The 16,426-nt window shown below is 68.7% G+C and carries 22 protein-coding genes; 17 read left to right on the top strand and 5 right to left on the bottom strand.

Going from position 1 to position 16,426, the window contains the following annotated elements; genetic code table 11:
- The first annotated feature begins 35 nt into the window (after positions 1 to 35).
- On the top strand, positions 36 to 446 hold the full coding sequence (locus ACZ3HL_RS00340) for a MarR family transcriptional regulator (RefSeq protein ID WP_465527728.1): 411 nt from the start codon (positions 36 to 38) through the stop codon (positions 444 to 446).
- A 3-nt stretch (positions 447 to 449) separates the two neighbouring features.
- On the opposite strand, the gene ACZ3HL_RS00345 is transcribed toward ACZ3HL_RS00340, so the two are convergent.
- The 5 genes from ACZ3HL_RS00345 to ACZ3HL_RS00365 all read right to left on the bottom strand — a co-directional run bounded on the left by ACZ3HL_RS00345 (position 450) and on the right by ACZ3HL_RS00365 (position 3,837).
- A complete protein-coding gene (locus ACZ3HL_RS00345; RefSeq protein ID WP_465527730.1) occupies positions 450 to 1,070 on the bottom strand; it encodes an MFS transporter in 621 nt (206 codons plus the stop codon).
- 17 nt (positions 1,071 to 1,087) lie between these two features.
- Positions 1,088 to 2,341, bottom strand: a complete 1,254-nt coding sequence (locus ACZ3HL_RS00350) for a beta-ketoacyl-[acyl-carrier-protein] synthase family protein (RefSeq protein ID WP_465527732.1) — start codon at positions 2,339 to 2,341, stop codon at positions 1,088 to 1,090.
- Positions 2,338 to 2,766 carry a cupin domain-containing protein gene (locus ACZ3HL_RS00355; RefSeq protein ID WP_465416646.1) on the bottom strand — a complete coding sequence of 143 codons (429 nt, stop codon included), beginning with the start codon at positions 2,764 to 2,766 and terminating at the stop codon, positions 2,338 to 2,340. Before ACZ3HL_RS00355 ends, ACZ3HL_RS00350 begins: the two co-directional genes overlap by 4 nt.
- Positions 2,763 to 3,098, bottom strand: a complete 336-nt coding sequence (locus tag ACZ3HL_RS00360) for a TcmI family type II polyketide cyclase (protein ID WP_465416644.1) — start codon at positions 3,096 to 3,098, stop codon at positions 2,763 to 2,765. Before ACZ3HL_RS00360 ends, ACZ3HL_RS00355 begins: the two co-directional genes overlap by 4 nt.
- An 88-nt stretch (positions 3,099 to 3,186) precedes the next feature.
- Positions 3,187 to 3,837 (bottom strand): SDR family NAD(P)-dependent oxidoreductase, encoded by a 651-nt coding sequence (locus ACZ3HL_RS00365; protein WP_465527734.1) that lies wholly within the window; start codon positions 3,835 to 3,837, stop codon positions 3,187 to 3,189.
- Positions 3,838 to 4,007: 170 nt separating this feature from the next.
- On the opposite strand from ACZ3HL_RS00365, the gene ACZ3HL_RS00370 reads away from it, so the two are divergent.
- The 16 genes from ACZ3HL_RS00370 to ACZ3HL_RS00445 all read left to right on the top strand — a co-directional run bounded on the left by ACZ3HL_RS00370 (position 4,008) and on the right by ACZ3HL_RS00445 (position 16,412).
- The gene (locus ACZ3HL_RS00370; RefSeq protein ID WP_465527736.1) at positions 4,008 to 5,498 is read left to right on the top strand and encodes a peptide MFS transporter; all 1,491 of its coding nucleotides are present in this window, start codon (positions 4,008 to 4,010) and stop codon (positions 5,496 to 5,498) included.
- Positions 5,499 to 5,537: 39 nt separating this feature from the next.
- Entirely contained in the window at positions 5,538 to 6,281 is a 744-nt protein-coding gene (locus ACZ3HL_RS00375; protein ID WP_465527738.1) for an SDR family NAD(P)-dependent oxidoreductase, read from the top strand.
- Positions 6,281 to 6,658: a SchA/CurD-like domain-containing protein gene (locus ACZ3HL_RS00380; RefSeq protein ID WP_465416636.1), complete on the top strand. Its 378-nt coding sequence runs from the start codon at positions 6,281 to 6,283 to the stop codon at positions 6,656 to 6,658. Before ACZ3HL_RS00375 ends, ACZ3HL_RS00380 begins: the two co-directional genes overlap by 1 nt.
- 112 nt (positions 6,659 to 6,770) lie before the next feature.
- On the top strand, positions 6,771 to 8,021 hold the full coding sequence (locus ACZ3HL_RS00385; protein WP_465416634.1) for a ketosynthase chain-length factor: 1,251 nt from the start codon (positions 6,771 to 6,773) through the stop codon (positions 8,019 to 8,021).
- A gap of 12 nt (positions 8,022 to 8,033) precedes the next feature.
- Positions 8,034 to 8,297, top strand: a complete 264-nt coding sequence (locus ACZ3HL_RS00390) for an acyl carrier protein (protein ID WP_465416632.1) — start codon at positions 8,034 to 8,036, stop codon at positions 8,295 to 8,297.
- Between the two features lies 1 nt (position 8,298).
- Entirely contained in the window at positions 8,299 to 8,766 is a 468-nt protein-coding gene (locus ACZ3HL_RS00395) for an SRPBCC family protein (RefSeq protein WP_465527740.1), read from the top strand.
- Positions 8,767 to 8,791: 25 nt separating this feature from the next.
- A complete protein-coding gene (locus ACZ3HL_RS00400) occupies positions 8,792 to 9,253 on the top strand; it encodes an anthrone oxygenase family protein (RefSeq protein WP_465527742.1) in 462 nt (153 codons plus the stop codon).
- Between the two features lie 35 nt (positions 9,254 to 9,288).
- Positions 9,289 to 10,041 carry an SDR family NAD(P)-dependent oxidoreductase gene (locus tag ACZ3HL_RS00405; RefSeq protein ID WP_465416626.1) on the top strand — a complete coding sequence of 251 codons (753 nt, stop codon included), beginning with the start codon at positions 9,289 to 9,291 and terminating at the stop codon, positions 10,039 to 10,041.
- On the top strand, positions 10,041 to 10,388 hold the full coding sequence (locus ACZ3HL_RS00410) for an antibiotic biosynthesis monooxygenase family protein (protein WP_465416624.1): 348 nt from the start codon (positions 10,041 to 10,043) through the stop codon (positions 10,386 to 10,388). The genes ACZ3HL_RS00405 and ACZ3HL_RS00410 overlap by 1 nt, the downstream gene beginning before the upstream one ends.
- Entirely contained in the window at positions 10,385 to 10,687 is a 303-nt protein-coding gene (locus ACZ3HL_RS00415) for an antibiotic biosynthesis monooxygenase family protein (RefSeq protein WP_465416622.1), read from the top strand. The genes ACZ3HL_RS00410 and ACZ3HL_RS00415 overlap by 4 nt, the downstream gene beginning before the upstream one ends.
- Positions 10,688 to 10,886: 199 nt before the next feature.
- Positions 10,887 to 12,602 carry a carboxyltransferase subunit alpha gene (accA, locus tag ACZ3HL_RS00420; RefSeq protein WP_465527744.1) on the top strand — a complete coding sequence of 572 codons (1,716 nt, stop codon included), beginning with the start codon at positions 10,887 to 10,889 and terminating at the stop codon, positions 12,600 to 12,602.
- A complete protein-coding gene (locus tag ACZ3HL_RS00425; RefSeq protein WP_465527746.1) occupies positions 12,599 to 13,123 on the top strand; it encodes an acetyl-CoA carboxylase biotin carboxyl carrier protein in 525 nt (174 codons plus the stop codon). The genes accA and ACZ3HL_RS00425 overlap by 4 nt, the downstream gene beginning before the upstream one ends.
- Positions 13,120 to 14,493 carry an acetyl-CoA carboxylase biotin carboxylase subunit gene (locus ACZ3HL_RS00430; RefSeq protein WP_465416616.1) on the top strand — a complete coding sequence of 458 codons (1,374 nt, stop codon included), beginning with the start codon at positions 13,120 to 13,122 and terminating at the stop codon, positions 14,491 to 14,493. Before ACZ3HL_RS00425 ends, ACZ3HL_RS00430 begins: the two co-directional genes overlap by 4 nt.
- 22 nt (positions 14,494 to 14,515) lie before the next feature.
- Complete coding sequence (locus ACZ3HL_RS00435; RefSeq protein ID WP_465416614.1) at positions 14,516 to 14,893, top strand: SchA/CurD-like domain-containing protein; 378 nt, start codon at positions 14,516 to 14,518, stop codon at positions 14,891 to 14,893.
- Positions 14,893 to 15,357, top strand: coding sequence for an anthrone oxygenase family protein (locus ACZ3HL_RS00440; RefSeq protein WP_465416612.1), 465 nt, complete (start codon positions 14,893 to 14,895; stop codon positions 15,355 to 15,357). Before ACZ3HL_RS00435 ends, ACZ3HL_RS00440 begins: the two co-directional genes overlap by 1 nt.
- Before the next feature lie 29 nt (positions 15,358 to 15,386).
- On the top strand, positions 15,387 to 16,412 hold the full coding sequence (locus ACZ3HL_RS00445) for an LLM class flavin-dependent oxidoreductase (protein ID WP_465527748.1): 1,026 nt from the start codon (positions 15,387 to 15,389) through the stop codon (positions 16,410 to 16,412).
- The last annotated feature ends 14 nt before the right edge of the window (positions 16,413 to 16,426 follow it).

Consider the following 16,426-nt stretch of genomic DNA (forward strand, 5'->3'; position numbering starts at 1 on the left):
TGCGAGGGTGTCCGGTTTTGGCAAGGGGACGGGATATGGGGACACGCGGCGTCACGACCGCCGGAACGTCGCTCACCGGCTCGCTCACCCGCGCCGCCCGTGCCGTCGCCGCCAGGGTGGAGCAGGTGCTCGCCAAGGAAGGTCTCACCCTGGACCAATGGCTGGTGCTGGACACGCTGAGCGGCAAGGGCGGCCTCGCCATGGCCGACCTCGCCGACCGGACGCTCGCCACCGCCCCGACGTTGACCAGGGTGGTCGACAAACTCGTGACCACCGCGCAGGCCTATCGCGAGGTCGACGCCACCGACAGGCGCCGCGTCCTCGTCCACCTCAGCGCCCGCGGCCGGGCGACGCACCGGCGCGTGGCCGCGAAGGTGTCGGAGGTGGAAGCCGGGCTCGACGTGCCGGACGAAGTGCTCGCGGTCTTGCGGACGCTCGGCGGCTGAAGGTCAGGCGTGCGGCACGGCTTTCGGCTTGGCCAGCGCGACGATGCCGAGGATCCCGGCGACGACGAGCGCCACGAACACGAACAGTGCCGCCACCACGAACACCACCCGGAAGCTGGTCGCGTCCGAGAGCAGTCCGCCGAGGACCGGTGCGACCACCAAGGCCAGGACACCGAGTCCCGCCGTCACGCCGGCCGCGGCGCCGCGGCCCGTCCTGAGGCGCCGGATCAGCGCGACGGTCACGCCGAGGGCGGCGCCCGCGCCGAGTCCGTTGAGCACCCGGCCGGCCAGGAGCAGGCCGCTGCTGGGCCCGAAGGCGACCACGAGAACGCCCAGCAGCATCAAGACGAGCGCGGGCACGGTCACCGACGTCGGGAACCGGGCGCCGAGCAGCAGGCCCGCCGGGAAGGCGAGCGCGGCCGCGACGACGTACGCGACGACGCCGTTCAGCAGCAGCGACTGGCCGGACATGCCCAAATCGATCTGCAGGGCCGGCTCACCGCCGAAGCGGTAGATCACGGTGAGCAGGAACAGCCCGATGAGCGCGGCGAACCCTGGACCGATGACGAGCCACCAGGGAGGCCCGGCGGTCGGCTGCGGGTCGTTCTGCGTCGGCACGAACATGGGGACAACCTATAGCGTTACCCCCTGGTCAGGACGGCCGCACTCTGAAAGCCACCGAATCCGCTGCCTACGCTCAGCACCACGTCCATCCGGTGGTCCCTCGCCGTATGCGGCACGTAGTCGAGGTCGCATTCGGGGTCGGCGTTGGACAGGTTCGCCGTCGGCGGGACGACCTGCCGGTCCAAGGCCAGCGCGCAGGCCGCCAGTTCGAGAGAGCCGATGGCGCCGAGGGAATGACCGATCATCGATTTGATCGAGCTCACCGGGACTCGGTAGGCGTGCGTGCCGAGGCTGCGCTTGAACGCGGCGGTCTCGTGCCGGTCGTTCTGCTTCGTGCCGGATCCATGAGCGTTGACGTACCCGACGTCGGTGGGGTCGAGCTCGGCCTGCTTCAGCGCGTGCGTGATCGCCTCGGCCATCTCGGCACCGTCGGGCTTCAGCCCGGTCATGTGAAAGGCGTTGCTGCGACTGGCGAAACCCGATACCTCCGCATAGATCCGTGCCCCGCGGCGGCGCGCGGCGGCCCTGTCCTCCAGCACCAGCACGGCGGCACCTTCGCCGAGGACGAAACCGTCCCGATGCGCGTCGAAGGGACGTGAGGCGTGCTCCGGGGCCTCGTTGTTCGCCGACGTGGCACGGATCGCGTCGAAACAAGCGGACGTGATCGGCGACAGCGGGGCGTCGGTGGCACCTGCGAGCACCACGTCCGCCGACCCTTCCCTGATCAGCGCCGCCCCGTGCCCGACCGCGTCGAGGCCCGAGGTGCAGCCGGTCGAGATCAGCGCCACCGGCCCTTCGGCGGCCACATCCCGCGCGACCTCGACGGCGAGGGTGCTCGGGACCATGTACCCGTAGAGATGGGGGACGCCGTAGGTGTGATCGACCAGCCACCGCCTGCCGTCGTCGGCGAGTACCGCGTACTCCTCCTCCAAGCCCATCGTGCAGCCGACCGCGCTGCCGATGCTGACCGCCACTCGCTCCGGCTCGATCGCGTCGAAGGCCAAGCCGCTGTCCGCCACCGCCTCTCTCGCCGAAACGACGGCGAACTGGGCGGCGCGGTCCATCCGCCGTATCTCCTGCGTGGACAGCCCGGCCGAGGCCGGGTCGAAGTCCGCTTCGGCGGCGATCCGGGAACGGAAGCCGCCGGCGTCGAACAACGAGATCGGTCGCGTGGCGGTACGGCCTGCGGAAAGCAGGTCCCAGAACGCCGTCCGGCCCAACGCACCGGGCGATACCACGCCGATACCGGTGATGACGGCCGCTCTCGTCATCGGCCGGCTCCGACGTCGGGGCCGGACTGGTCCGGATGTGCCGGCGTCTCGGTGTCCACGTGCCCGAGATCGGGCCGGGGAGCCAGCGGCGACAGGTGGAACACCGCCTGCGCCGGTACGTCGCCCACGTTGACCAGCCGATGCCGCACGCCGATCGGCACGAGGAGCGAGTCCCCCGCGGCCAGCCGTGCCGCCTCGCCGTTCAACGTCATCTCCAGCTCCCCGGTGACGACGTGCAGGAACTCCTCGGAATAGGGGTGGTAATGCTCGGTGACGAACTCACCGGGAGCGAGCCGCAGCAGGCCGCCGAAACCGGAGGTGGATCCCACGGTCTTCGGACTCAGGGTGACCCGGATGTCACCACCGCGTTTGCGATTGGACTCGACATCTTCCGCTCGTACCTTCGCCGGCCGGGTGGTCGTCATGTCGTGCGTCCTTCCTCGGCGGTCCACACGTAGAGCGGGTCGGCCATCGCGTCCTTCGGCTCCTGCCAGCCGGGGTCGTAGGGGGAGACCAGATCGGCGAGCGTGGTGTTGAGTTTCCGGTACAGCGGATGCTCACGGGCCCGGTACAGGGCAGGCGAGATGTCTTCGTCAGCCTCCACGAGGTGGAAGTACAGGTCGTGGAAGGTGAACAGTGTCCGCCGGGAGACTCCGATCATCCGCGGTAGCTCGGTTTCGTCGGATTCGGCGAAGGCGTCGGCGATCCGCTGTGGCCTGTCGGTCCGCAGCTTCGCCACGATCAAGGTGCGGTGCACGGTGGTCCCTTCTGCAGAGATTCCCTGGGCCAGCAGATGATTTCGGGCGGTGGTGGGGAAAATCTGGAATCGGGCTCGACACGCTCGGCTACCACGGAGCGGGCAGCCGGTGCCGGAGAAAGACCCCGGACGGGCCGTCGTCGGGAAGCGTCGCCGCGTGGACGATGTCCCGCGCGGCCTCCTCCACCGGTCGTCCCGCCTGCGGCATCATCCTGGTCCGGGTCATTCCGGGATTCACCGCGTTCACCAGTACCCCGGTGCCCTTGGTATGCGACGCCAGCATCATGGTCAGCCCGTTGAGCGCCGCCTTCGACACCGAATAGCCGGGCGCTCCGGTGAAGAGTCCCTGATCGAAGGACCCGGTCCCGCTGGAGACGAACACCACCCGGCCCCAGCCCCTGTCGATCATCCCCGGCAGAAACACCTGAGCCACTCTCCAACCGCCAAGCAGGTTCACCTCCAGGGTGCGTTCGACGAGGTCGAGGGGGACCGACAAGGGGTCGCTGCCGGGGTCGAGCAGGACGCCCGCGTTGCAGATCAGGATGTCGACGGGGCCGATCCGGTCCGCGGCTTCGCGAACGCTGCCGGCGTCGGTGACGTCGAGTATCGGCGAACCGGCTTCGTCCGGTCGTCGTGTGGTGGGCACGACCCGTAACCCCTGCCGGGAGAGTTCGGCGGCGACGGCCTTGCCGATTCCTCGGCCGGCTCCGGTGACCAAGGCGGTGCGCTGTGCGGTCATGATGCTCCTCGCTGCTCGACAGGTGTCCCGGCCGGCACCATCGTCTTGCCGCATGAGGCGTGGCTGGGGCCGCGATGAAGCCGGCCGCGCGGGCTGCTCAGGAACCCAGGCATTCCCCAGAAGACGCCGATATCTCTTTCTCCGCATGACTTCCGGCGGAGGGACAAGGTGTGGATGACGCGGCGGTGCCCGCCACTCGTGCCGAGGACGGGACGCGGGACGACGGACCGGTTCGCCTGGCGAGGATGCCGCGCTGGTACCTGACGTTGTTCACCAGCGACGCGATGGAACGCTTCGGTTTCTACGGCCTGCAGGCGATTCTCGTGTTGTACGCGGCGGCTCCGGCGGAGCGCGGCGGCCTCGGTCTCCCGATGACGGACGCGGCCGCCCTGTTCGGAGCGTGGATCGGCTTGATGTTCATGCTGTCGCTGGCAGGCGGTTGGGTGGGAGACCGCTGGCTCGGCAACCGGACCGCGCTGTTCGCGGGATGCGCGGTGAACGTCGCGGGCTACCTCCTGCTGTCCGTTCCAGTGGGCGGGACGGCCGCCGTGGCGTTGCCGCTGCTGGCGATCGGCGGTGCCGTCTACAAGCCGAACCACCAGGCGATGATCAACAGGATGTTCGGTGGCAGCCGTAGCAGGGAGTCGGGCATCTCGCTGATGTACGTCGCTTCCCAGGTTTCGGCGCTGCTCGCGCCGTTGATCGCGGGCTATCTCGGCGAGCGGGTCAGCTGGCATCTCGCCTTCCTCACGATCGCCGTGGTGCTGCTGGCCACAACGGTCCAGCTACGGGTGACCTCGGGTCAGTTCCGGGGCGTCGGAAGCACACCGATCCGGCCGCTCGATCCGCCGGAGCGGCGGGTGATCGTGCGGCGGCTGGGCCTGTGGTGCGGGGCGATCGTGGTCGTACTGGCGGGGCTCGCGATCGCGGGCCTGCTCAGTGCCACCGTCGCGATCGGAATGGTCGGGCTGCTCAGCGTGGTGACACCGATCGTCTGCTACGTCCGGCTGCGGGGTGATCCGGCACTGGCACCGGACGACCGCAGGCGGCTGGGGTTCTTCCTTTTCGTGTACCTGGGTTCCGCGTTGTTCTGGATGATCGTCGCCCATGCGGCGTCGTTGCTGAACCTGTTCGCGAGGGATCACGTCGATCTCGACGTATTCGGGTTCGCCGTTCCCGCGAGCTGGCTGCAGGCGGCGACTCCGCTGTTCATTCTCCTGCTGGCTCCGGTGATCGCTTCGGCGTTGCCACGCTTGGGGGGACGGCACAACGTCGGCACCAAGTTCAGCCTCGGCCTGCTCCTGGTGGGGATCGGTTTCCTGGTCATGTCGGTGGCCACCTCACTGGTGGGCGAGGACGGCGCCAGAATCTCGCCCTGGTGGATGGTGATCGTCTATCTGACGCACGCCTGCGGGGAAGTGATCATCGCCGCGGTCACGATCTCCTCGGCGGCGGACGTGCTGCCTGCCGGTTTTCTGGGACGGACGCTGGGAATGCTGTGGCTGTTCGCCGGACTGGGCGGTGGTGTCGGCAGCGGTGTGGTCCGGCTCGGCACCGTCCTGCCGGAACCGCTCTACTACTCGCTTCTCGGTTCGGTGGCGATCCTGTGCGGGCTCGCCTTCTGGGCGGGACGCCGCGCACTGACCCGCGGCCTGTCCTGACGCGACGCGATCTTCAACAGGTTCCACAACGCCAAGGAGATGACGGTGGATCAGGGATTGTCCGGAAAAAGGGTGCTGCTGACCGGAGGCAGCAAGGGAATCGGCCGGGTCACCGCGCTGGCGTTCGCCGATGCCGGTGCGACGGTCGTCGCGGGCCATCGCGCGGACGACGAGGACGCGCAGAGCCTGAGCCGAGAACTCAAGGAGCGCGGAACCGGCCATCGGGTGGTCCGGGCCGACGTCACCACGCGGGCCGGGGCGGAAACCCTCGCGTCCGCCGCGACGGACGCGCTCGGCGGGCTCGACGTTCTCGTGAACAACGTCGGAGTGGACGGTGGGGCGCCTTTCGGGGAAATCACGGAGGTGGAATGGCACCGGGTCTTCGAACACAACGTCACCTCCGCGTATCTGGTCACCCATGCCGTACTCGATCTGCTGGGCTCCGGAGCATCGGTCGTGAACGTCGGTTCCTCGGTGGCCGTTCGCGGCCGGCTCAACGGAGTGCACTATTCCGCTTCCAAGACGGCGTTGACGGGATTCACCCGGGCCCTCGCGAAGGACCTCGGCTCACGCGGTATCCGCGTGAACCTGGTCGCGCCGGGGCTGACCGAGACCGAGCCGGGGGCGGGCCTGCCCGTGCCCGTGGCCGACCGCATCAGGGCGATGACCGCGCTCGGCAGGCTTTGTGGTCCAGAGGACGTCGCCGGCGCGGTGCTCTTCCTCAGCGGGGACACGTCCCGCTACATCAGCGGGACGACCTTGAACGTGGATGGGGGAATCTGATGTACGCAGCCATCACCTACCGGGTCAAGCCGGGCCATGAGGCCGAAATCGCCGAGATCTTCGCCGCCTTCCAACGGGTGGACGATCCCCGGTTCCGGGACGACGAAGGCGAACAGGCCGGGCGGCTGCTCGGCACCGCCGTGTTCATCAAGGACGACGTCATGGTCCGGGTGATCCACTACGAAGGCGACTTCTCCGTGATCGCCAAGCACATGGCGGGGCAACGCGGTGTTCATCTGATCGAAGAAAAGCTGGCGCCCTACCTGGAGTCGCCGCGAGACACGAGCACCGAGGCCGCCTTCGGCGCCTACTTCCGTGACGCCACGATGCAGGTCATCTCCCAGTTCTCCGTGGAAACGCACCCCGGATCGGGCTGAGCTCACGTGCTCCCGTCCGTCCAGTGGGTTTGGAGGGACTTTCCAGGTGGGCCGCCCAGTCTGGGGACGTTCCGGAGAACACCGATGACCGATATTCGGAAAGGTCTTGTCGATGAACGAATCGGGTGCGGCCACCAGTCCGGTCGTGACGGGTATCGGTGTGATGGCGCCGACGGGTATCGGCGTCGCGGAACATTGGCAGTCGGTTCTGGACGGCAAATCCGGGGTCGCCCGGATCACCCGGTTCGATCCGTCGGCCTACCCGGTCCGCCATGCCGGGCAGTTGCCGAACTTCCTTGCCGAAGAGCAAGTGCCCGGCAGGCTGATCCCGCAGACGGATCGCTGGACGCATTTGGGGCTGGCCGCGACCGAAGCGGCCTTGACGGACGCCGGCGTGCGTCCGGCGGAGCTGCCTGACTACGAGATGGCCGTCGTCACGGCGAGTTCGTCCGGTGGGACCGAGTTCGGCCAGCACGAGATGGAACGGCTGTACCTGGACGGCCCGTCGGGAGTCGGGGCCTACCAGTCGATCGCCTGGTTCTACGCGGCGACGACGGGGCAGATCTCGATCCGCTTCGGCATGCGCGGGCCCAGTGGCGTGCTGTGCGGTGAACAGGCAGGCGGCTTGGACGCGCTGAACCAGGCCCGCAGGCTCACCCGGAGCGGTTCTCGCCTGGTGGTCAGCGGGGGTACCGACGCATCCCTGTGTCCCTATGGTCTGGTCGCGCAGCTGTCGAACGGAAACCTCTCCACTGTGGACGATCAGGAGCGCGCCTACCTTCCGTTCGACGCCGACGCGAGTGGCTACCTGCCGGGAGAGGGCGGCGCGATCCTGATCGTGGAAAGCGCGCACGGCGCCCAGGAGCGTGGCAGGGGTTCCGGCTACGGCGCGATAGCCGGCCACGCTGCCGGTTTCGATCCGCCCCCGGGTTCCGCGCGGCCGCCCGCGTTGCGGCGGACGATCGAGCGCGCACTCGCGGACGCGCGCACGAATCCGGACGAGGTCGACGTCGTCTTCGCCGACGCCGCGGGCGTTCGATCGGCCGACCTTTCCGAAGCCCGGGCCATCAGCGCCGTCTTCGGTCCGCGTGGTGTACCGGTGACGGCGCCGAAGACCCTGACCGGACGCCTGTACGGCGGAGGCGCTCCGCTGGACGTGGCCACGGCGCTGCTCGCGATCAGGGACAGCGTGATCCCGCATACGGTCGGGCCCTCCCGGCTGGCGCCCGGCTGCGATCTGGATCTGGTGACCGGACAGCCCCGGGACGGGAGAGTGCGCACCGCATTGGTCCTCGCACGCGGTCACGGCGGCTTCAACGCGGCGCTCGTGCTCAAGGACCGGCCCGAGGCCGGAGAACAGTGAAAGGACATGGAGATGACGGACAGTTTCACCATCGAGGAATTGAAGGGAATCCTCCGGGCGAGCGCGGGAGTCGACGAGGAAGCGGACCTGGACGGTGACATCGCCGACGTCGAGTTCGGGGAACTCGGCTACGATTCGCTCGCCGTGCTGGAGTTCGCCAGGCAGGTAGAGCGCCGCTACGGAGTGTCCATTCCGGACTCCGCGATAGCCGAGATGCCCACGCCCGCGAAGGCCGTGGAATTCGTCAACGCCCAGTTCGCGGACGCGAGGATTTGACATGGCCGGGCATACCGACAACGAGATCGTCGTCGACGCACCCATGGAGCTGGTCTGGGAGATGACCAACGACATCGAATCCTGGACGTGGCTCTTCAGCGAGTACTCGGAGGCGACCGTCCTGGAACGACGGGACGAGACGATCCTCTTCCGGCTTTCGTTGCACCCGGACGAGAACGGGAAGGTGTGGAGCTGGGTTTCGGCCAGGACGCCGGATGCGGCGACCAGGACCGTGCGCTCCCAGCGGGTGGAAACCGGCCCGTTCAAGTACATGTGGATCTTCTGGGAGTACGTGCAGACCGAGCGGGGGGTACGCATGCGCTGGGTGCAGGACTTCGAGATGAAGCCCCAGGCACCCATCGGAGACGAGGCGATGCGCGAACGCCTGGACCGTAACACCCCGGTCCAGATGCGCTTGATCAAGGACAAGATCGAAGCGGCCGCGCGCGACCACACGGCCGTCGGCTGATCGACCACGCGGCTGGAGGTGTGTGGTGCTCGAGATCGCGATCCCGCTGGTGCTGCTCGCGAACGGGCTGGCGGCAGGAGTGCTGATGGGAACCCAGCTGGGCGGCTGGCCCTTGCTGGAGACCCTCTCCGCCCCGCGCTATGTGCAGGCGCACGGGTTCTTCTCGACACGCTACGACCCGTTCATGCCCCTTTGTTTCCTCGGCACGGTACTCGGCGACGGCGTGCTCGTCCTGGTGACGGACCCGGTGGGTGCCCGGGTGCTGTTCGCCGCGGCCGGCCTGTTGGCGGCGGTCACGATCGCCATCTCGCTGGTGAAGAACGTCCCTGTCAACAAATGGATTCGCACACTGGACCCGGAAAACCTGCCGGGCGACTTCGCGGAGCGAGACCCCCGCCGTCATTGGGGCGGCTGGAACCGGGCTCGGACCGCGTCGGCGACGTCAGCGCTGCTGGCCAACTGCGTCGCGGTGGGGTTGCTGTTGTGAAAGATCATCGATCCGACCAGGACACGGAGTGGAAGATGGACCTCGGTCTGAAAGGCAAGAAGGCGCTCGTCACCGGGGGCACCCGGGGAGTGGGACGCGGCATCGTGCTGGCGCTCGCCAGGGACGGCGTGGAGGTCGTCACCTGTTTCAGGCAGGACAAGGAAGCGGCCGCGTCGCTCGAACGTGAACTCGAGGAGATCGGCGGCCGCCATCATGTGCTGCCCGCGGATCTCGCCGATCCCGCCCAGGTCGTGGACCTCCTCGGTGAATGCAGGACCAGGCTGGGCCGGCTGGACATCGTGGTCAACAACGCGGCCGCGATCAGCCACGTCCCCTACCTGGAACTGGAGGTCGCCGAATGGCAGCGCATCGTGGACACCAACCTGACGGCGGTGCATCTGGTCGTCCAGCAGGCGCTGCCGCTGCTCACCGACGGCGGCTCGGTGATCGGGATCAGCTCCAAATCCATCGAGGTCGGCATTCCGTTGCGTGCCCACTACACCGCCACCAAGGCCGCGTTGCACGGCCTGAACCGCACGCTGGCGCGGGAGTTCGGTCCACAAGGGATCCGGTTCAACGTGCTCTCGCTGGGCATGATCCACACCGAAGCGCTGGAAGCCCTGCCGACGGAGCAGCGGGACGCGATGGTCACCCGCTATTCGGACAAGACCTCGCTCGGCAGGCTCGGTTCCCCCGAGGAAGTCAGCGACGTGGTGCGGTTCCTGGCCAGTGACCTGGCCAGGTACGTGACCGGTGGAGTGATCCCGGTCGACGGGGGGATCTCGTGATGGGCGAGTCGGTCTTCCGCGTGATGCTGCGGATGCAGATCAAACCCGGTGCGGAACGGGACTTCGAGCGGGTTTGGCTGGAGATAGGCGATTCCGTGACGTCTCACCCGGCCAATCTCGGCCAGTGGCTCTCCCGTGCGGAAGACGAAGGCGTCTACTACATCGTCAGCGATTGGGTGAACGAGCCGCTGTTCCGCGAATTCGAGACCAGCGACCGTCATCTGGAGCACCGGCGGAAGCTGCATCCGTTCCGGTCCGGCGGCTCGATGACCACCATGAGCGTGGTGGCCTATCTGCCGGGCACCGCGAGTTCGGAGTCCCATCGTGACTGGGAACGAGCCCGGTGAGCGGCGGGGTGCGGGTGCTGCTGTACCACGAAGCCGAGGAACCGCACCGGATCGAGGCCGCCTACCACGAGTCCAGCGCCAGGCTTGCCGGTGTCCCCGGGCTGCTGGGCAACGAGTTGCTGCGGTCCATATCGGACCCGAGCGGGTTCGTGGTGGTCAGTTCGTGGAGCGACGTCACCGCCTTCCAGGAGTGGGAGCGCGGAGCGGAGCACCGGGGCCAGACGGCGCCGCTGCGCCCGTTCCGGGACAAACGGCTGTCGAGGCCGTTCGACATCTATCAGGTCCGCGCGGCCTACTGAGCAGGAGAGCCGGCATGCGTTCACCCGTTCCCGATCACCGCGAACACGTACGGCGTTCCCTCGGCCGGTGGCGCAGGGCCGGGGGAGCGCTGGTGTGGTCGCTGCGGATCCTGGGCGGCTGTATGGGTGGATTCGCGCCGCCGTCCGACGACGGCGAGCCACCATCAGCGGTTCGGAACTCGAGGAAGAGGAGGACCCGATGACGGCGACCGTGGGCGCCGCCGGCAGCATCGAGCGCGATCCGGGCCCCGACTGGGTGTCCTGCGGACAGTGCCGGATGCTGGTGTACGGCAAACGTTTCGCGCGGATGGCCAAGGTCTGTCCCGGCTGCGGCTGGCACAGCAGGCTGACCGTGCACGATCGGCTCGACGCCTTGGTGGACCCGGGATCGATCAGCCCGGTGGAACCCGGGGCCGCGGTGCACGATCCGCTGGGGTTCGCCGATCTGGTGCCCTACCCCGAACGGCTGGACCGTGCCCGGCGGGAAACCGGGCTCGACGACGCGGTTCGGGTGGTGTCGGCGACGGTGGGCGGCCACCCGATCGTCGTGGCGGCGATGGACTTCCGGTTCCTGGGCGGCAGTCTCGGTTCGGCGGCGGGGGAGGCGATCGCGACCGCCGCGGAAACGGCGTTGGCCGGGCGGACGCCGCTGCTCGTGATCACCGCGTCCGGCGGGGCGCGGATGCAGGAGGGCGCGCTGTCGCTGATGCAGATGGCGAGGACGAGCAACGCCATGGCCGCTCTCGACGAGGCGGGGCTGCTGACCGTCACCCTGGTCACCGATCCGACCTTCGGCGGGGTGGCGGCGTCCTTCGCGACCCTGTCGGACGTGATCATCGCCGAACCCGGGGCGAGAATGGGATTCGCCGGGCGCCGGGTGATCGAGCAGACCATCCGGGAAGAGCTGCCCGAGTCGTTCCAGACCGCGGAGTTCCTGTTCGGGCACGGCCTGATCGACGGCGTCGCGCCCCGGAAGGAACTCCCGCGGCTCCTGGCGGTCCTGCTGGGAGCGGCGGCGAAACCGGCGGACGGCTGGGCGGACGGGGTGGCCGACCCCGTGTTGCGGGACCCCGGAACCCTGTCGCCTCCGGCCGTCGAAGAAGTGGTCCGGCGTTCCCGGCTCCTCGGCAGGCCGACCGCACTCGATCATCTCGCGAACTGGACCGACGGCTTCGTCGAACTGCACGGTGATCGTGCCGGTGCCGACAGCCCGGCGATCGTGGGCGGCCTGGCCGAGCTGAACGGCTTGCCGGTGCTGGTGATCGGTCACCAGAAGGGCCGGACCACCGAAGAGCTGGTGCGTCACGACTTCGGTATGCCGTCGCCGGCCGGCTACCGCAAGGCGGTCCGGTTGATGCGGCTGGCCGCCAAACTGGGGATACCGGTGGTCACCCTGGTCGACACCCCCGGCGCCCATCCGGGGCCGGAGGCCGAGCGGACCGGGCAGTCGAACGCGATCGCCGAGTGCCTGCGAGTGATGGGCGGACTTCCGGTGCCCGTGGTCACCGTGATCACCGGCGAGGGCGGCAGCGGCGGCGCGCTGGCGCTGGCCGTCGCGGACCGTGTCCTGGTGTGCGAGAACGCCACGTACTCGGTCATCAGCCCGGAGGGGTGCGCGGCGATCCTTTGGCGCGGTTCGGACACGCACGCCGTGACCGCCGCCGCCCGGGCGCTGAGGGTGGGGGCGGAGTCGCTGCTGGCCCTCGGGGTGGTCGACGGGGTGGTGCCCGAACCGCCGGGTGGCGCGCACCGCGATCCGGCGGCCGCCAGCGCGCTCGTGCGCGACGCGGTGATCTGCGCGCTGCGCGAACTGCACGGCCGGGACGGTGCCGGCCTGGTGGCGGCGAGACGTGCGAGGTTCCGGCGATTCGGCACGGCCGAAGCCGGCCCGAAGACCAGGGAGACGGAGAAATGATCGAAAGACATCCCGAGTTCACCACGAGCCGGGACCTGTCGGACGTACTGGGGATCGAGACCGAAATGCTCAAGCTGGGCGCCGACGACGCGATGGAGATCCTCTGCCGCAGCCTGGCCGAGGTCGTCACCACGACCGACCGGATGCCCACGCGCGCGACGGTGCGGCTGGGCGGCGCGGCCATCGACGTGGAGTGGCCCACCGTCGAAGGCCCGCGAGCGCCCGCCGCGCCGGAGCCGGTGACGTCCGGGCCTTCGGTGAGTCCGGCCGACACGCCGGTGATCCGTACACCGGTGGTCGGCACCTGCTACCTCGCACCGGAGCCCGGCGCCAAGCCGTTCGTGAGTATCGGCGACCTGGTCGAGCCCGGCAGGCAGGTGGCGATCGTGGAGGCGATGAAGCTGATGAACCCGATCGTCGCGGACCGGGCGGGCCGGGTGACGCGGATCCTCGTCGCCGATGCCGAGCCTGTCGAGTACGACCAGGCACTGATCGCCATCGAATCGGAGAAGCCGGAATGAAACCCGCCTTCGACACCGTTTTGGTGGCCAACCGGGGCGAGATCGCGCTGCGGGTCGTCCGGACCTGCCGTGAGATGGGTATCCGGACGGTGGTCGCGCATTCCACGGTGGACAAGGAATCGGCCGCCGTGCTCGCCGCCGACGAAGCCGTCCAGATCGGCCCCGGTCCGGCCAAGCGGAGCTATCTGTATCCGCCCGCGCTGATCGAGGTCGCCTTGCGGACCGGGGCACAAGCGGTCCACCCCGGATACGGCTTCCTTTCCGAGGACCCGGATTTCGCGGAGATCTGTGTGGACAACGGGCTCGTCTTCGTCGGCCCGCGACCGGACGTGATGGCGCGGCTGGGAGACAAGTCCCTGGCCAGGCGCCTGATGAGTGAGGCGGGGCTGCCACTGCTCCCCGGCACGACGGAACCGGTGAACGGCACCGCCGAGGTGCTCGCGGCGGCCCGGCGGATCGGCTTGCCGTTGATCATCAAGGCATCGGCGGGCGGGGGCGGCCGCGGAATGGCGATCGTCCGTGACTGGGCGGCGTTGCTGCCGACCTACCGGTCGACCAGTGCGACGGCCCGGGCGGTGTTCGGCGACGAACGCGTGTACCTGGAGCGTTTCTGGGAGCACGCCAGGCACGTCGAGATCCAGTTGGTCGCCGACGAGCACGGCGAAGTCGTCTGCCTCGGTGAGCGCGACTGCTCGGTGCAGCGGCGCCATCAGAAACTCATCGAAGAGAGCCCCGCACCCCAGTTGCCCGCGGGGCTGGCCGAGAGACTCGCCGCGGCGACGGCGGCGGGAGCGCGAGCTGTCGGCTACACCGGCGCGGGCACCTTCGAGTTCCTGGTGTCCGGTGAGGAGGCGGCCTTCATGGAGGTCAACTCGCGCATCCAGGTCGAGCATCCGGTGACGGAAATGGTGACCGGGATCGATCTCGTCCGCGAACAGCTCCTGATCGCGGCGGGTCTGCCGCTTTCCTTCCGCCAGGAGGACATCAGACCGCGCGGCGTCGCGGTGGAGTGCCGGATCAACGCGGAGGATCCCGGCCGGGATTTCGCTCCCTGTCCCGGCAGGCTCGTCGAATTCTCCCCGCCCGCCGGCCCGTTCGTCCGGGTCGACACGCACGCCTACCCCGGCTGGCGCGTGCCGCCGGACTACGACTCGTTGCTGGCCAAGGTGATCGTCTGGGCGCCGGACCGAGTGCAGGCGCTCGCCAGGATGGACCGCGCGCTGGCCGAGTTCCGGATCGAAGGCCCCGGGATCCGGACCACCAGGGACGCGCTCCGCGAGATCATCCGGAATCCTTCCTTCCGCGAAGGAACCCACGACACTTCACTGCTCGAACGAAGGGCCGGCGTCTCCGTCGCGCCGGCGAGCTGACCCTCGAACCAAGGAGTCCGCAATGCCCATCACAGCGATCAGATACGGGATCAAGGCAGGCTGCGAAGACCGGATCGCCGAGATCTTCGCCGACTTCAAACGCACCGGAACGCCGGTGGTGCTCGACGCCGACGGCAACGAAGCCGGGCGCATCCTGTCGACCGCGGTGTTCATCGAGAACGACATCATGGTGCGGTTCGTGGAGTATGAGGGCGAGCTGGCCGACATCGCGCGGTTCATGGCGACCCAGCCCGGTGTACGCGAGGTCGAGCGCAGGCTCAAGCCCTATCTCGCCAAGCCGAGGGACACGGGCTCCGTCGAGGGGTTCACCAAGACCTTCGAGAGGAGCACCATGCGCTGCATCTCCCAGCTTTCGGCCGACGAACCAGACGCTCCCTGATGAGCGGAGCGGTAGCCGACCTGCTCGGTGTGCTGGCCGTGATGGGTAGTGGCACGGTGGCCGGTGTGCTGTTCGCGGTCGCGTTGAGCACCTTGCCCGCATTGATCGCCATGCCGCCCGGCCGTTACGTCTACGCGCAGAAACTGCTCGGGCGCAATTGGGATCCCACCATGCCGGTGCTGGTACTGGGTTCGACCCTCGTCGAGATCGTGCTCGCGGTGGCGGCGCCGGGGATCGCCGCCGTGCTGCTCTTCGGTGGCGCCGCGGTCGCACTGGCCGGGGTGTCGGTGGTGTCCCACTGGTGCAACGTGCCGATCAACCGGCAGACCAGGGAACTGGACCCGGATCGGATGCCCGAGGACTGGCACGATCCGAGACCCCTGTGGCGCCGATGGCATTTCGTGCGCACCGCTTTGGCGTTGGTCGCCCTGGCCTGCACCGCCGTCGCCGTCACCATCACCTGATCACGACCGTCGCGTTCGGAGGAGGACCGATGAAGCTCGGGGTGAACGTCGCGCCCCATGGCGCACCGGCCGTGGCACTGGCCGCGGAACGGCTCGGCTATGACGTCGCCTTCGTGCCCGAGGGGTACCGCACGGACGCGATAAGCGTGCTCGGGCTGCTGGCGGGGCGAACCGAACACATCGGTCTCGCCACCGGTGTGCTCCAGATGCCCGCGCGTTCGGCGGTGATGACCGCGATGACGGCGGCCACCCTGGAGACCTTGGCCCCGGCGCGCGTCCGGCTGGGACTCGGGGTCTCCAACGCGCACATCACCGAGGGCTGGCACGGTGTCCGATTCGACCGGCCCCTGGGCCGCGCCAGGGAGTACGTCGAGATCGTGCGGCTCGCGTTGAACGACGAGCCCGTGAGCTATCGAGGCGACTTCAACGAACTGCCGCTTCCCGGTGCACGAGGTGAACCCTTCCACCAGTTCGGCGGGCCCCTTGGTTCGGCGATACCGATCTACCTGGCGGCCATCGGGCCGCGCAGCCTCGAACTCGCGGGCGAGGTCGCCGACGGCTGGTTCGGTGTCTTCTGTTCACCGGAGCGGATCGCCGAAGCGGTTCCTCGCATCCACGCGGGCCGTGACAAGGCGGGCTTGCCGCACAAGGGATTCGAGGTGATCCCTTCGGTGCCGGTCGTCGTCGGCCGGTCGCCGGGCGAGGCGGCGGACGCCGTCCGGCACTACATCGCCCGGTTCGTCAGTCTCGGCACCAAGGAACACAGCTTCTACCACGCCCTCATGAAACGCATGGGCTATCCGGACGAAGCCGACGAGGTGTACGACCGGTACGCGTCGGGTGATCACGCCGGTGCCGCCGCGGCCGTGCCGTTCGGCTTCGTCGACGCGACGGCACTGCTCGGTCCCCTCGAACGGATCGCGGAAAAGATGACCGCGTACGCCGAAGCGGGCGTGACCACATTGGCCTTGTCGCCGTTCGCGCGCACGACCGAGGAACAACAGTCCATCTTGCGTGTGGCCGCGGAAGCGTTGGACCGCGCAGGACTCGCCTAACCGCCTTCGCGAAG

The sequence above is a fragment of the Amycolatopsis sp. NPDC000009 genome (genome assembly GCF_055563465.1).

Excerpts from the sequence above, each read along its gene's own strand:
- ACZ3HL_RS00340 (WP_465527728.1), top strand. The coding sequence starts at position 36 with ATGGGGACACGCGGCGTCACGACCGCCGGAACGTCGCTCACCGGCTCG.
- ACZ3HL_RS00345 (WP_465527730.1), bottom strand. The coding sequence starts at position 1,070 with ATGTTCGTGCCGACGCAGAACGACCCGCAGCCGACCGCCGGGCCTCCC.
- ACZ3HL_RS00350 (WP_465527732.1), bottom strand. The coding sequence starts at position 2,341 with ATGACGAGAGCGGCCGTCATCACCGGTATCGGCGTGGTATCGCCCGGT.
- ACZ3HL_RS00355 (WP_465416646.1), bottom strand. The coding sequence starts at position 2,766 with ATGACGACCACCCGGCCGGCGAAGGTACGAGCGGAAGATGTCGAGTCC.
- ACZ3HL_RS00365 (WP_465527734.1), bottom strand. The coding sequence starts at position 3,837 with ATGACCGCACAGCGCACCGCCTTGGTCACCGGAGCCGGCCGAGGAATC.
- ACZ3HL_RS00375 (WP_465527738.1), top strand. The coding sequence starts at position 5,538 with ATGACGGTGGATCAGGGATTGTCCGGAAAAAGGGTGCTGCTGACCGGA.
- ACZ3HL_RS00380 (WP_465416636.1), top strand. The coding sequence starts at position 6,281 with ATGTACGCAGCCATCACCTACCGGGTCAAGCCGGGCCATGAGGCCGAA.
- ACZ3HL_RS00385 (WP_465416634.1), top strand. The coding sequence starts at position 6,771 with ATGAACGAATCGGGTGCGGCCACCAGTCCGGTCGTGACGGGTATCGGT.
- ACZ3HL_RS00390 (WP_465416632.1), top strand. The coding sequence starts at position 8,034 with ATGACGGACAGTTTCACCATCGAGGAATTGAAGGGAATCCTCCGGGCG.
- ACZ3HL_RS00395 (WP_465527740.1), top strand. The coding sequence starts at position 8,299 with ATGGCCGGGCATACCGACAACGAGATCGTCGTCGACGCACCCATGGAG.
- ACZ3HL_RS00405 (WP_465416626.1), top strand. The coding sequence starts at position 9,289 with ATGGACCTCGGTCTGAAAGGCAAGAAGGCGCTCGTCACCGGGGGCACC.
- ACZ3HL_RS00410 (WP_465416624.1), top strand. The coding sequence starts at position 10,041 with ATGGGCGAGTCGGTCTTCCGCGTGATGCTGCGGATGCAGATCAAACCC.
- accA (WP_465527744.1), top strand. The coding sequence starts at position 10,887 with ATGACGGCGACCGTGGGCGCCGCCGGCAGCATCGAGCGCGATCCGGGC.
- ACZ3HL_RS00425 (WP_465527746.1), top strand. The coding sequence starts at position 12,599 with ATGATCGAAAGACATCCCGAGTTCACCACGAGCCGGGACCTGTCGGAC.
- ACZ3HL_RS00430 (WP_465416616.1), top strand. The coding sequence starts at position 13,120 with ATGAAACCCGCCTTCGACACCGTTTTGGTGGCCAACCGGGGCGAGATC.
- ACZ3HL_RS00435 (WP_465416614.1), top strand. The coding sequence starts at position 14,516 with ATGCCCATCACAGCGATCAGATACGGGATCAAGGCAGGCTGCGAAGAC.
- ACZ3HL_RS00440 (WP_465416612.1), top strand. The coding sequence starts at position 14,893 with ATGAGCGGAGCGGTAGCCGACCTGCTCGGTGTGCTGGCCGTGATGGGT.
- ACZ3HL_RS00445 (WP_465527748.1), top strand. The coding sequence starts at position 15,387 with ATGAAGCTCGGGGTGAACGTCGCGCCCCATGGCGCACCGGCCGTGGCA.